At 62.3% G+C, this 13125-nt stretch carries 12 protein-coding genes and 1 tRNA gene; 9 read left to right on the top strand and 4 right to left on the bottom strand.

Annotated elements, in window-relative coordinates; translation table 11 throughout:
- The first annotated feature begins 66 nt into the window (after positions 1–66).
- The 6 genes from pepN (at position 67) to TQ38_RS16365 (ending at position 7057) form a co-directional block, all read left to right on the top strand.
- Complete coding sequence (gene pepN / locus TQ38_RS16390; protein ID WP_043978554.1) at positions 67–2721, top strand: aminopeptidase N; 2655 nt, start codon at positions 67–69, stop codon at positions 2719–2721.
- Positions 2722–2728: 7 nt separating this feature from the next.
- Positions 2729–3496 (top strand): peptidoglycan editing factor PgeF, encoded by a 768-nt coding sequence (pgeF, locus tag TQ38_RS16385; RefSeq protein WP_043978551.1) that lies wholly within the window; start codon positions 2729–2731, stop codon positions 3494–3496.
- A 226-nt stretch (positions 3497–3722) separates the two neighbouring features.
- A complete protein-coding gene (gene petA, locus TQ38_RS16380; protein WP_043978424.1) occupies positions 3723–4256 on the top strand; it encodes a ubiquinol-cytochrome c reductase iron-sulfur subunit in 534 nt (177 codons plus the stop codon).
- Between the two features lie 22 nt (positions 4257–4278).
- Positions 4279–5568 (top strand): cytochrome b N-terminal domain-containing protein, encoded by a 1290-nt coding sequence (locus TQ38_RS16375; protein ID WP_043978422.1) that lies wholly within the window; start codon positions 4279–4281, stop codon positions 5566–5568.
- A 28-nt stretch (positions 5569–5596) separates the two neighbouring features.
- A complete protein-coding gene (locus TQ38_RS16370) occupies positions 5597–6436 on the top strand; it encodes a cytochrome c1 (protein ID WP_043978420.1) in 840 nt (279 codons plus the stop codon).
- 84 nt (positions 6437–6520) lie between these two features.
- Positions 6521–7057 carry an adenine phosphoribosyltransferase gene (locus TQ38_RS16365; RefSeq protein WP_043978548.1) on the top strand — a complete coding sequence of 179 codons (537 nt, stop codon included), beginning with the start codon at positions 6521–6523 and terminating at the stop codon, positions 7055–7057.
- A 13-nt stretch (positions 7058–7070) separates the two neighbouring features.
- Here TQ38_RS16365 and TQ38_RS16360 read toward each other — a convergent pair whose 3' ends face one another.
- On the bottom strand, positions 7071–8441 hold the full coding sequence (locus TQ38_RS16360; protein ID WP_052505915.1) for a malonyl-CoA decarboxylase: 1371 nt from the start codon (positions 8439–8441) through the stop codon (positions 7071–7073).
- 303 nt (positions 8442–8744) lie between these two features.
- Here TQ38_RS16360 and TQ38_RS16355 point away from each other — a divergent pair.
- A tRNA-Gly gene (locus TQ38_RS16355) sits at positions 8745–8818 on the top strand.
- 74 nt (positions 8819–8892) lie between these two features.
- Positions 8893–10386 (top strand): site-specific integrase, encoded by a 1494-nt coding sequence (locus TQ38_RS16350; RefSeq protein ID WP_162792262.1) that lies wholly within the window; start codon positions 8893–8895, stop codon positions 10384–10386.
- A 625-nt stretch (positions 10387–11011) separates the two neighbouring features.
- Here the strand turns inward: TQ38_RS16350 and TQ38_RS16345 are convergent.
- From TQ38_RS16345 to TQ38_RS29995, 3 genes are all read right to left on the bottom strand, one after another.
- Positions 11012–11548: an ImmA/IrrE family metallo-endopeptidase gene (locus tag TQ38_RS16345; protein ID WP_043980671.1), complete on the bottom strand. Its 537-nt coding sequence runs from the start codon at positions 11546–11548 to the stop codon at positions 11012–11014.
- A gap of 4 nt (positions 11549–11552) precedes the next feature.
- Positions 11553–11906 carry a helix-turn-helix domain-containing protein gene (locus TQ38_RS16340; RefSeq protein WP_043980670.1) on the bottom strand — a complete coding sequence of 118 codons (354 nt, stop codon included), beginning with the start codon at positions 11904–11906 and terminating at the stop codon, positions 11553–11555.
- Between the two features lie 183 nt (positions 11907–12089).
- Positions 12090–12677 carry a hypothetical protein gene (locus tag TQ38_RS29995; protein WP_162792261.1) on the bottom strand — a complete coding sequence of 196 codons (588 nt, stop codon included), beginning with the start codon at positions 12675–12677 and terminating at the stop codon, positions 12090–12092.
- On the opposite strand from TQ38_RS29995, the gene TQ38_RS16335 reads away from it, so the two are divergent.
- Positions 12676–12963, top strand: coding sequence for a hypothetical protein (locus tag TQ38_RS16335; RefSeq protein WP_043980189.1), 288 nt, complete (start codon positions 12676–12678; stop codon positions 12961–12963). The two genes, TQ38_RS29995 and TQ38_RS16335, sit on opposite strands and share 2 nt — an antisense overlap.
- Positions 12964–13125: the final 162 nt, after the last annotated feature.

Here is a 13125-nt window from a genome sequence, read left to right as displayed (position 1 = left end):
AACCCTCGTACCGAAATCGCATCGCCCGTGCTGGCAATCGAACGCCGAGCCTCTAAGTATGCGGGCATGGATATCGCCAGCAGAACCGCCGAGCCCGTGGAAAACACCCAGATCGCAGATGCCGCGCCGCCGCCGCAGGCGCCGCCGGTGATCCACCGCGAGGATTACCTGCCGCCTGCCTGGCTGATCCCGCAGGTCCTGCTGGACTTCCGCCTGGGCGTGGATGCCACGCATGTCGTCTCGGCGCTGTCGGTAACCCGCAACCCGGACGGTAACGGCGCGTCGACGCTGCGCCTCAACGGCGACCAGATCGCCCCGCTCGCCGTGCGCGTCGACGGGCGCGAGGTGAACGACTGGCGGCTCGACGGGCCGGACCTGCTGGTCGAACTGACCGGCGACGCACATCGGGTCGAGGTCGAAACTGCCGTCAATCCGGCTGCCAACAGCCAGCTCATGGGCCTTTACGCCTCGAACGGGATGCTGTGCACGCAGTGCGAGGCGGAAGGGTTCCGCCGCATCACCTTCTTCCCCGACCGTCCCGATGTGCTGTCCACTTATTCGGTGAAGATGCGCGGCGACAAGGCGCAGTTCCCGATCCTGCTGGCGAACGGCAACTGCACCGCCACCGGCGACGACCAGGACGGCACCCACTGGGCCGAGTGGCACGATCCCTGGCCCAAGCCGAGCTACCTTTTTGCCCTTGTCGCGGGCGATCTGGTCGCCAATCACGATACTTTCACGACCATCGGCGGGCGCAAGGTGGACCTCAACATCTGGGTCCGCCCGGGCGACGAGGACCGCACGCAGCACGCGATGGACTCGCTCATCAATTCGATGAAGTGGGACGAGGAAGCCTTCGGGCGCGAGTATGACCTCGACCTGTTTAACATCGTCGCCGTGTCCGATTTCAACATGGGCGCGATGGAGAACAAGGGCCTCAACGTCTTCAACACCCGCTATGTCCTAGCCGACCCGGAAACCGCCACCGACGCGGACTACGACGCGGTCGAGGGGGTGATCGGCCACGAATACTTCCACAACTGGTCGGGCAACCGTGTGACCTGCCGCGACTGGTTCCAGCTGAGCCTCAAGGAAGGCTTCACGGTGCTGCGTGACCAGATGTTCAGCGCGGACATGGGCTCTGCGGCGGTCAAGCGGATCGAGGACGTGCGCGTCCTGCGTATCGCCCAGTTCCCCGAGGATTCCGGTCCGCTGGCTCACCCGATTCGCCCCGATTCCTATCAGGAAATCAGCAACTTCTACACCGCGACCGTCTACAACAAGGGCGCCGAGGTGATTCGCATGATGCGCACCATGGCCGGGCCCGAGCGGTTCCGCGCAGGCACCGACCTTTACTTCGAGCGCCATGACGGCGAAGCGGCGACCTGTGAGGACTTCGTCAAGGCGATCGAAGATGGCGCCGGGCTGGATCTCACCCAGTTCCGCCTCTGGTACTCGCAGGCGGGCACGCCGCAGCTAACGGTAGAGCTGGACCACGATGGCGCCCGAACGACACTGACCCTGACGCAGGCCGTACCGGCAACGCCGGGCCAGCCGAAGAAGCAGCCGGTGCCGATCCCGCTGCGCATCGCCCTCTACGACCGTGACAGCGGCGCGCATTCGGGCGAGCAGTTGATCGTGCTCGACAAGGAGACAGGCAGCTTCACTTTCGACGGTTTCGCCAAACCTCCGGTGCTGTCGATCAACCGCGGCTTTTCCGCTCCTGTCGCGATCGACTTCGCGCGGGCCAACGAGGACCTCGTGTTCCTGGCGGCGCATGACGACGATCCGTTCGCCCGCTACGAGGCGATGCAGGGCCTGGTCGTGCAGCATCTGGTCGCAGCGGTGAGCGGACGGCTTGACGATGCCGGCCATGCCGAGGGGCGCGCCGCGATCGGCGCGGCTTTCGCGGCAGTGATCGCCGATCCCGAACTCGACGACCTGATGCGCGGTGAACTGATGATCCTGCCCGCCGAGACATACCTCGCCGAACAGCTGCTCGTTGCCGATCCCGGCGCCATCCATGCCGAACGCGAAGCGCTGAAGGCGTGGCTCGGCAGCGAATGCGGCGAGGGCCTGAAAGCCCTGCATGACCGCGCGGCGGCGGTGCCCTACGGGCGCGATGCGGCGGCGCGCGGAGCCCGCAAGATCAAGACCCAGGCGCTTACCCTGATCGCCGCCGGCGACCCGGCCGAAGGCGCAAGGCGCGCACTGGCGCAGTACCGGGCGGCCGATACCATGACCGACCGTCAGGGCGCGCTCATGGTCCTCGCCAGCCTCGACGCGCCAGAGCGGGCCGAGGCACTGGCCGATTTCCGCCAGCGGTATAGCGGCAATGCGCTGGTCATCGACAAGTGGTTCTCGCTTCAGGGCAGCGCGTTCCACCCTCAGGTTCTGGATCATATCAAGGCGCTGGCGGGGCACGGGGACTTCACCATGACCAACCCCAACCGGGTGCGCGCGCTCTACATGGCGGCCGCCAGCAACCCCATCGCGTTCCATGACGAGGGCGGCGAGGGTTACCGCATGATCGGTGAACTGATCCGCAAGCTGGACCCGGTGAACCCGCAGACCGCCGCGCGCTTCGTGCCCGTTCTGGGCCGCTGGCGGCGGATAGAGCCAGTGCGCGCCGCCCTGATGCGCGCCGAACTGGAACGCATCGCCGCCGTGCCGACACTGTCGCGCGACGTGCGCGAGCAGGTGACCAAGAGCCTTGGCTGACTTCGAGGTGGAGCCCGTCGAGGTCAACCGCGCCGATGTGTTCGAGGGATTGCCGCATGGCTTCCTCGGCCGCCGGGGCGGGGTGAGTGAAGGCGATGTTGCAGGTCTCAACGTCGGGCACGGCGCGGGCGACGAGCCGGAGCGGGTCGCCCGGAACCGGGCGCTGGCAGCCGGGGCCGTGCTGCCGGGAGCCCGGCTGGTCACCGTCTATCAGGTCCACTCCGCCGATTGCGTAACGGCAGGCGCTGACCTTTGGCCCGAAGCAGATCGCCCCCACGCGGACGCTATCGTTACTAACCGGCCCGGCCTGCTGCTGGGCATTCTTACTGCCGACTGTGCGCCGGTTCTGTTCGCAGACCGCGAGGCGGGTGTCGTGGGCGCCGCCCATGCCGGCTGGAAAGGCGCGATCGGCGGCATCACCGACGCGACCATCGCGGCGATGGAGAAGCTGGGCGCCCGGCGCGAAAGCATCGTTGCGGCGGTGGGCCCGTGCATCGCGCGCGCCTCATACGAAGTGGATGAAGGTTTTCGCGATCGGTTCGTCGCCGACCATCCCGTCAACCTGCGCTGCTTCGATGAAGGCCGTCCGGGCCATTACCAGTTCGACCTCGAAGCCTATGTGCTGGGCCGGCTGCGCGGAGCCGGGATCGGCAGCGTTCAGGGCCTGCGGCTCGATACTTATAGTGCGCCGCAGCAATTCTACTCGTTCCGGCGAGCCACGCATCGCTCGGAACCCACCTACGGCCGGCAGATGTCGTTGATCGGATTGCCCTGATTACTTCGTGATCTATTGATGCATTGCTGCCAGGATGCATCGCCGACCGACCAAAAAGGCGGTTGGCACGGTGGCCTTTCGTGTATATCAGGCCCGCAAAGTCGGGAGAATGTCGGGCAGTGCCCGGTGCGCGAACCGAAACGGGGATACCAGGCTTACCGATGGTCAAGATTGGCCTCCTGTCGGATACCGACAGTGGGTGGTCGAAAGCAAGGCAAGGGCAAACATGGCAGAAACAGAGGGCGTGCGGCGGCGCGATTTCATTAATATCGCCGCAGTAAGCGCCGCGGGTATCGCGGGCGTGGGGGTCGTAATTCCCCTGGTCAGCCAGATGTCGGCATCCGCAGACGTTCTGGCGGCATCTTCCACAGAGATCGACATTTCCGCGATCCAGCCGGGGCAGGCGATCAAGGCGGTGTTCCGCAAGCAGCCCGTTTTCGTGCGCAACCTCACTCCCAAGGAGATCGAGGAAGCCAACGCGGTGGATACTGCGTCGCTGCGCGATCCCCAGACGCTTGCCGAGCGGACCAAGGAAGGCAAGGAAAACTGGCTCATCACCATGGGCGTTTGCACCCACCTCGGCTGCGTGCCGCTGGGTGCCGGCGAGGGTGAGATCAAGGGCGAGTTCGGCGGATATTTCTGCCCCTGCCATGGCTCCGCCTACGACACTGCCGCCCGTATCCGGAAGGGCCCCGCGCCCAAGAACCTAGAGGTTCCGGAATACGCCTTCACCACAGATACCGTCGTCCAGATCGGTTGAGGCCAAGAGAGAGGATCACAATATGAGCTTTCCCTGGGCCAACGAATACAAGCCAAGCCATCCCTTCATGCAGTGGATGGATGACAGGCTGCCGCTCCCGCGGTTGGTGTTCAATTCGGTCGGCGCCGGCTATCCGGTGCCGCGCAACCTCAACTATTTCTGGAATTTCGGTTTCCTGGCGGCGCTGTGCCTGATCGTCCAGATCGTGACCGGCATCGTCATGGCCATGCACTATGCGGCCAACACGGCGGTGGCGTTCGACACCATCGAGATGACCGTGCGCGACGTGAACTGGGGCTGGATGATGCGCTATGCGCACGCCAACGGCGCCTCGATGTTCTTTATCGTCATCTACGTCCACATCTTCCGCGGCTTCTACTACGGGTCCTACAAGGCCCCGCGCGAGATGGTGTGGCTGCTAGGCGTCGTGATCTTCCTGCTGATGATGGCCACCGCCTTCATGGGCTACGTGCTTCCCTGGGGCCAGATGAGCTTCTGGGGTGCGAAGGTCATCACCGGCCTGTTCGGCGCGATCCCCTTCGTGGGCGAACCGCTCCAGCAGTGGCTGCTCGGCGGTTTCGCGCCCGATAACGCCGCGCTCAACCGTTTTTTCTCGCTCCACTACCTGCTGCCCTTCGTGATCCTGGGCGTGGTGATCCTGCATATCTGGGCGCTCCACATTCCCGGCTCGTCGAACCCGACCGGCGTGGAAGTGAAGGCCGAGAGCGACACGGTCCCCTTCTACCCCTATTACGTGGCCAAGGACGGCTGGTTCATCGGCGTCTTCGCGATCGTGTTCAGCCTGATGCTGTTCTACTTCCCGAACTCGCTGGGCCACCCGGACAACTACATTCCGGCCAACCCGATGAGCACCCCGGCGCACATCGTTCCCGAATGGTATTTCTGGCCGTTCTACGCGATCCTGCGTGCCTTCACTCAGGACTTCTTCTTCATTCCGGCCAAGCTGATGGGCGTGCTCGCCATGTTCGGCGCGATCCTGGTGTGGTTCTTCCTGCCCTGGCTCGACAAGTCGCCGGTACGCTCGGGCAGCTACCGCCCGCTGTACAAGAAGTTCTTCTGGTTCGGCCTGATCCCCGCGATGGCGGTCCTGTTCTACTGCGGCGGCGCCGCAGCGGCAGAGCCCTACGTGATGATCAGCCAGCTCGCCGCGCTGTACTACTTTGCGCACTTCCTGATCGTCCTGCCGATCGTCTCCGCCATCGAGAAGCCGCTCCCGCTGCCTTACTCCATCACCGAGTCCGTTCTCGGTACGGATGAAGCCGCCCAGCTCGCTCCCTCGGGCAGCGTTTGATCAACAGCTAGAACGGAAGACGAAAGACATGGCACGCATTCTCTCGATCCTCGTCGGGCTGTTTTTCACAGTCGCGCTGGCGTGGTCGTTCGGCCTGGGTTTCTACACCTGGGCCACCGACCCGGCAGCGCCTACCGCCGAACATGAATTCCACCTCCACCCCAAGGAAGTGGCCTTCGCCAGCGACGGCGCCTTCGGCAAGTTCGACAAGCAGCAGCTGCAGCGCGGCTTCCAGGTCTACAAGGAAGTCTGCTCGGCCTGCCACTCGCTCAACCACGTCGCTTTCCGCGACCTGGCGCAGCTGGGTTACTCCGAAGGTCAGGTGAAAGCGATCGCCGCCGGCTTCCAGGTCCCGGGCGTCGATCCCACCACGGGAGAGGCAAACCTGCGCCCCGGCCTGCCGACCGACTACTTCCCCAAGCCCTTCGCGAACGACGTCGCCGCGCGCGCCGCCAACAACAATGCGGTTCCGCCCGACCTGTCGCTGATGACCAAGGCGCGCCACGAAGGCCCCGCCTATGTCTACTCGCTGCTGACGGGCTTCCAGGCACAGCCGGCCGAATTGCTGAAGGAGTTCCCGGACTCCAAGACGCCCAATGGCCTGCACTACAACCCGTACTTCGCGAACCTGAACCTTGCGATGGCACCGCCGCTGACCGGCGACGGCCAGGTGGAATACGGCCCCGGCAACCCCAAGCCGACGGTCGACCAGATGTCGAAGGACGTTTCCGCCTTCCTGATCTGGACCGCCGAACCCTCGCTCGACAAGCGCAAGCAGACCGGCCTCGCGGTCACTCTGTTCCTGCTCTTCGCGACGGTGCTGGGCTACATGGCTTACCGGAACATCTGGGCCGGCAAGAAGCACTGACGCAGCCGTCCAAAGACTGTTAAAGGCTCCGCGCCCCGTCATCCCAGCGATGGCGGGGCGTTTCGCTTTTTGGAGAAGATCAACGTGACCGTCGATGACCTGAAGGCGCTCGTGCGCACGATCCCGGATTTCCCCAAGCCGGGCATCCTGTTCCGCGACGTGACCACGCTGATCGGCGACGGACCCGGCTTTGCAGCCGCCGTCGGCCATATGGCCGACCGGGCAGAGGCTGCCGGCGCGCAGGTGATCGCCGGCATCGAGGCACGCGGCTTCATCTTCGGCGCAGCCATCGCGGCGCGCTTGGCGCTGCCTTTCGTGCCGGTGCGCAAGCCCGGCAAGCTGCCGGTGCCGGTCCTCGCGATCGACTATGCGCTGGAATACGGCACCGATACGCTGGAAGTCGATCCCGGCGCCGTGCCGGACGGCGCGCGCGTGGTGCTGGTGGATGATCTCATCGCGACAGGCGGCACCGCCATGGCCGCGGTCGAACTGCTCCGGCGGGCAGGCGGCACCGTCGTCCAGTCGCTGTTCGCGATCGACCTGCCGGAACTGGGCGGAGCCCAGAGGCTACGCGGTGGGGGCGTTCCCGCAGATGCCCTGATGGCCTTCGACGGGCACTGAGGCGGCCGCCCTTTCAGGCCGCCACAGTATCCTTGGCGGCCTTCTTGCCCTTGTCCTTCTTACCGGTCGGCTCCGGCTCGAGCAGGGTCTGAACCGCCTTCGAAGTGGCGACCGTGCCCAGTTCGGTAAGCGCGAAGAAGTTCGCCTCGATATCGGCCAGTTCGTAGAGGTAGTTCACCATCACCCCGTGCGACTGCTTCTGCCCATTGGCGGAAAGGTCGGCATTGGCGTGGACCGCCTCAAGCCGCGCCCCGTTGCCAAGGTGGAAACGGGCGACCGGGTCCACCGGCTGGTTCGCCTTGCCTTTGGTCTCCACCAGATAACGCGCGGCCAACTGGCGCAGGTCTGCGGCGCCCGGCAGCGCGGCCTCGCCGGCCTGTTCCTTGCCTAGCCACTTGGCGAAAGTAGGCACTGGTGACAGCGTGGCGAAGGTTTTGAGGTGCGGCAGTTCCTCCTTCAGCAGGCCGACCACGCGCTTGATAAGGTGGTTGCCGAAAGGGATGCCCTTGAGGCCGACCTGGCAATTGCTGATCGAGTAGAAGATCGCGCATGTCGCATCGCGGGGCGCAATGGTCTCGCGCTCCTCGGCGATGATCTGGTGGATTGCGCCGGGCACCTGCGGGGTCAGCGCCACTTCCACGAAGATGAGAGGGTCGTCGCGCATCTGCGGGTGGAAGAAGCCGTAGCAGCGCCGGTCGACCGGCTCGACCCGGCGGCGCAGATCGTCCCAGCCCTGGATCTGGTGCACCGCCTCGTAGCGGATGATGCGTTCGAGCAGCTGCGCCGAACTGTCCCAGCCGATCCGGCGCAGTTCAAGGAAGCCCGCGTTGAACCAGGCGGTGAAGGCATTCTCCAGATCGCGGTCAAGCGCGGCGAGGCCGGGCGTGGAGGCAGCCTTGGGCACCGCAAGCAGATCCTCGCGCAGCCCGATCAGCCGCTGGGTGCCCTGCGGCGCAAGGTTGAGCTGGTTGATAAGCCGCCGGCTGGGTGACTTGCTGGCGACATTGAGTGCCAGCGCCGAAGCCTCGTCGGGCTTTTCGGCCCATTTGGCGATGGCCTTGTCGATCGCCTTGGCATCGGCGGGGTGCAGATCGTGGACTTTGCCCAGGAAATCCTGCCGCGCTTCCAAGTCGCTCGCTTCATAGAGGTCGAAGAAGGCCGAGGCCAGCGCGGGCCCCGATGCCCGACCGCGCAGCGACAGCAGGGCGTCGGCAATTTCGAGCAGGCTTTCACCGCTGTCGTGGCGGGGCGCAACGCCGATCCCGCGCAGCAGCTTACCCAGCCCTGAGTTCATCAGCAGGTCGAGCGGATTGCGCCGCCGGGGATTCGCCGCCGCGCTGGCGGCCGGAGCATCCGAGGGGAAGCGGGTCCGTGAAGTGTTCATGGTGTCTCGGGTCCTCTGCTGATGAGGGCTCGAGGATATCACTGCTGCACCTGCGAGAGAATACGGTGAAGCCGGGATGAGCCTGCCGAAAGCTGGCCCGAATGGCGCAGATACAGGCGTTTCTGCCGTGCCGCCGCGCAGAAGCCGCCACGGCGATCCGCAGCCCGGGACGGCGCAGGATTTCAAAGCGATCGCAGGCGAGTGCAAGAGAGTCGTTGACGAAACCATATGGGCCGTGGCAATCGCCCCTCCAACGACGCGGCCCGCGACACCACACGGCCGCTGCGCCCCAGGGCTGCATGAGCGGGTATAGCTTAGTGGTAAAGCTCCAGCCTTCCAAGCTGGCTATGCGGGTTCGATTCCCGCTACCCGCTCCAAGCCTTCAAAACATACTGAAATGCCACGGAAATCTGCCACTTCTGGGGCCGATATTTGCGCATGGGCCACAGTCGTGGGTCACAACGACGCCCTCGGTGCAGCGATAAATCACGAGAATCGCGCAGAAAGTCGTCCTCAACTGTGGGTCACAAACGTGGGTCACAAACGGTCGATTCGCGGCCTGTACCGGCGCGGCTCGATCTACCAATTTCGTGTGCGTGTGCCGGTCGAACTGCGAGAGGTCATTGGCAGCAGCCATGTGAAGCGGTCGCTGCGAACAGACTCGCTTTCATTGGCCGTCAGACTGAGCCGGAAAGTCGCATCAGAGGTGGAGACTGCTTTCGAGGAGGCCCGCCGGGAGAGGGGGCTGGTGAAAGCAGTTGGCCGGATTGCGGATGGGCTGGTTTCACAGACAACCGCCATCACCATATCAGCACGATGCGAGTCTGATGTCGGGAGGAGCGCGGGTCCAACCCTGTCAGAAGTCTACGAGAGGTATTTGGAAGACCCGACGAAGCGGCGCTCGGATCGTACGATGTTGGCTCACCACACGACCCGACGTGTGATCGAAGACATCTTTGGTCAGGAAAAGTTGGTTACGGAAATTACTCGTGAGGACTGCCGTAATTTGCTTGAAACGCTCCGTTGGCTGCCCGTTAATGTCGGGAAGAAGTTCGGCGCAATATCTATTCGTAACGCTGCTAGCCTCGCGAAAGCGGACGCACGGATCAGGACGATCAACGCTACCAACCTCAACGCGTACATGGCTCGTTTCGCGACCATGCTGAACTGGGCGGTAGCAGAAGAATACATCGGACGTAATCCAGCACGTGGACTTCAAATTGCTGAGCCAGTGCATCCGCAGGATCGCCGTAAGCCGTTCGAGCTTTGGCAGCTACGTCGGGTATTCACCGCGCCGATCTACACGGGTTGCAGGGACGATCAGCATGGTTACGCCACGCCGGGAGACGTAGTTGCAAAAGGGGCGCGATATTGGGTACCGCTCATCGCGCTGTGGTCCGGAATGAGATTGAATGAGATTTGCCAGTTAGATGTGGCGGATGTGCGGACCATCGAAGGGGTGCTCTGCTTTGCCGTCACGAGCAAGAGCCTCGCCGGAACCCGTGACAAAACGCTCAAGACCAAGTCAAGTGAGCGGCTGGTTCCTGTTCATCCGAGCTTGCTCGATCTTGGGCTTAGCGCGTTCGTCAGCGACCAGCGAAAAAACGGGACCATCAAGCTTTTCGACGACCTTCCAGCAGGCGCTCGGGGTTTCCGTTCGGTGGCGTTCTCTCGATGGTTTTCGCGATTTTTGGTGAGCGCAAATGCAGCGGCTGCAAAGACCTGTTTCCACTCGTTCAGGCATGGTTTTCGGGACGCCGCGCGCAATGCCCGAATTGATCGGGATATCGCTCTTCGATTGGGTGGATGGATAGCAGGCGGGACCCAGAGCGAGAGTGCCGATGATTATGGTTCAGGGTACCGACCGCAGATTCTCTATGACGCCATTTCCGTCATCGAGTATCCTGAACTCGATCTTTCACATTTGCTCAAACGGCCCCGATGACGCGCCTTGAAAGACCGGTAGCCCAAGCGGGGCTCACCGCTCAAAGAGTTGGTGTGCCCCGGTTTGAGCCGGGGCACACCGATTGGTTATTTGCTAGGCGTTGGAACGATCACACGTTCCTTTTCAGTCGTTTTCGGATGTCGGTCTGCATATTTTTCGGTAACGAAACGTCCGTCATCGGAATTGCGATAGACGGTTTTACGAGGTCCTTTAGGCGTACTCATTGTATGCTCCTATCAAAGCAAGTTGCACAATGAGACGTTGAATGGCGGTCCCCTAACGACGGTGGGCACAAAGCCCACCGTCGCCTCAGTCTCGGTTTACACCGGGATGAGAATAGGCCACGCTTTCAGCCCGAAAGCCTTAGCGTAGAGCACCTTGCCGGTATGCGTACACTTCCGCCAAGGGCGAAAGATGTAGCGATATCCGGGGGGTGCTGGCGGGAGAGTTCCCGTCGCCATACCGCGTCTCCGAGGGGCGATATTTGCCTTGACAAGCGAAGCTCATCCCGCTAGCGAGCGGATGCTAATATGAGTTGGGCGCTTGTCTGAGGCTTCCTTACCGGCGAGCCCCTGTGAGCCCGATAAGAAAATTCGAGACCTGAGCCCTGCTCAGGTCTTTTTCTTTACAGCTTTCCCTTTCGCTGAAGATATTCAAGTCGATTGGTTGCGGCTTTATAACCCACTCCATGCCTTTCCATTACGACCTGAGCGGTATCTGCCGGGCTGAAAAATCGTGCGGGCATTAGTAGTTCGCTCGCGAACTGGTTGGCCTGAGGTTCGCTCAAACGATACGCTGGAATATTTTGGCTAGGCATAGCGCGAGCTAGCGGAATCTTCGTGTGCATCGCCCAATGTGAAAGCTCATGGGCTGCGGTAAACCGATCACGCGGTTCACCGGCCCATGCGCCCCGATAGACGTCTTCCCGCAGCCAGATGTATTCGCCATCAGGATCGGTATATCCTTCGGCAGGACCCATCTCCGCGACATCCATCGGGATTAGCGTGAAAACGTTCAAGCGATTGTCGAGAATTTTCTCCATCATTTCCATGATGGGCGTGTACGGAATCTCGTCGAGGCCGAACTTCGACCGCCAACCTTGAGCTATCTGCTCAATGTCGTTCCAGCTTCTCGCTGGGACGATGAAGTTTTGGCCACTCACGTGATTACTCCTTCTTCCGGTTCAAAATATTTTGAATTTCGTTGAGTTCATCCGCTGATAGATTGTTCATCTGGCGCGCGAGCAACCCGGCGGTATCTTTCCCCAAGGTCGAATTTGGTTCGATGATAAAAGCTTTCCGAGCGCGATCCGATGCGCTCCGAAGCCGCGAAGCAACGTCAGCCGCCAACCCGTAAATGGTGATTACGGCTTCCTCGAAACCCGAGGGCGGCGTTTTCTTCCCGACCTCAACGGCCGACACGAATGCAGCGGACTTGTCCAATCGAGTGGCCATATCCAGCAGTCGCTCGTCCCTATCGATCCTAATCTTGCGTAGCTCCTTTCCGAGTTCCGTAATCATTGGCTGTGTCCTTTTATCCCCTGCTTGACGTTACGTCGTAACTCAGAGTTTGCGACGAATCAACCCGAGAGGCCTATTTCGATAAACCTAGCAGGTTGAATCGTGGAATGCAATAGGTTGGTTAGATAACAAGGTGAGGTTGACGTGGGCGCGCGCTGTCAGCCTCCCCGGAATCGGGCCGTCTTATCGGATGGGGTATTCCGGGCGATTTTGACGCACACGAAATTGGTAGATCGAGCCGCGCCGGTACAGGCCGCGAATCGACCGTTTGTGACCCACGTTTGTGACCCACAGTTGAGGACGACTTTCTGCGCGATTCTCGTGATTTATCGCTGCACCGAGGGCGTCGTTGTGACCCACGACTGTGGCCCATGCGCAAATATCGGCCCCAGAAGTGGCAGATTTCCGTGGCATTTCAGTATGTTTTGAAGGCTTGGAGCGGGTAGCGGGAGACTGCCAGACGTGCGAACCGGGTCTGAGTGTACCCTGTTGATCTGGCGCGATTTCTTGCGTGGCCGGGTTCGGTTCCGGTAGCGGGAACGGCACCGCCGCCGCTGGCGGGGATGGCTTCAACGGTGGCTCTCCGGTTGGCATTCCAGTGATGATCGAGCCCAGTCGAGCGTTGAGTTCGTTGATGGCGGTACCCGCATCGTGGGCGGCGCGCAGGCGCGCGATCAGATCGTCGATGTCGGTACCAGTGGCCGGGGCATCATCGACCGCATCATGAAGTGGGTACGCTGCGCCGGTCGGCGTGTCGAAGCGGTCGGTCATGATGTATGCCTCCATGATGGGCGTGGGTGCTGGTGGAGCCTCGGTCGAGGAGATCGTTGCGGAAGGCAGGCTGGGTCACCATGATAGCCTCGTACGATCTGGAGAGAACATGGGCGGTGAGGACATCGACGTATTGCTGATCGAAGCTGCGGCAGCCCGAGGGTGCGACCAGTGTGGCGGGCATTTCCATGATGGTCGGATCACCATCAGGGGTGACGAAGTTCTCTCGGTGGTATGCCGGTCCTGCGTCGATGGGGGTGTCGCGATGTCGAGGACGTTGCATTGATCCCCGATGACGATGATGGCCCTTGTCCGTGCCCGCTGTGCCGGGAAGACGTCCCTGACGAAATCGTCGCGATGATCATGGAGTCCGCAGCCCAGAAGGGTACGACGATGACGAAGGAAGAGTTCCTCGACTGGTTGGACCGCGTGGGGCGCGAGCCCTGAG

The organism is Novosphingobium sp. P6W, from assembly GCF_000876675.2.
Taxonomy (GTDB): Bacteria; Pseudomonadota; Alphaproteobacteria; order Sphingomonadales; family Sphingomonadaceae; genus Novosphingobium.
Note: the sequence above shows the minus strand (reverse complement) of the source record. Positions and strands in the feature narration are given on the sequence as shown.

Coding starts and splice junctions, on each gene's coding strand:
- TQ38_RS16375 (WP_043978422.1), top strand. CDS start 4,279: ATGAGCTTTCCCTGGGCCAACGAATACAAGCCAAGCCATCCCTTCATG.
- petA (WP_043978424.1), top strand. CDS start 3,723: ATGGCAGAAACAGAGGGCGTGCGGCGGCGCGATTTCATTAATATCGCC.
- TQ38_RS16340 (WP_043980670.1), bottom strand. CDS start 11,906: ATGATTACGGAACTCGGAAAGGAGCTACGCAAGATTAGGATCGATAGG.
- pepN (WP_043978554.1), top strand. CDS start 67: ATGGATATCGCCAGCAGAACCGCCGAGCCCGTGGAAAACACCCAGATC.
- TQ38_RS29995 (WP_162792261.1), bottom strand. CDS start 12,677: ATGACCGACCGCTTCGACACGCCGACCGGCGCAGCGTACCCACTTCAT.
- TQ38_RS16335 (WP_043980189.1), top strand. CDS start 12,676: ATGATGTATGCCTCCATGATGGGCGTGGGTGCTGGTGGAGCCTCGGTC.
- TQ38_RS16360 (WP_052505915.1), bottom strand. CDS start 8,441: ATGAACACTTCACGGACCCGCTTCCCCTCGGATGCTCCGGCCGCCAGC.
- TQ38_RS16370 (WP_043978420.1), top strand. CDS start 5,597: ATGGCACGCATTCTCTCGATCCTCGTCGGGCTGTTTTTCACAGTCGCG.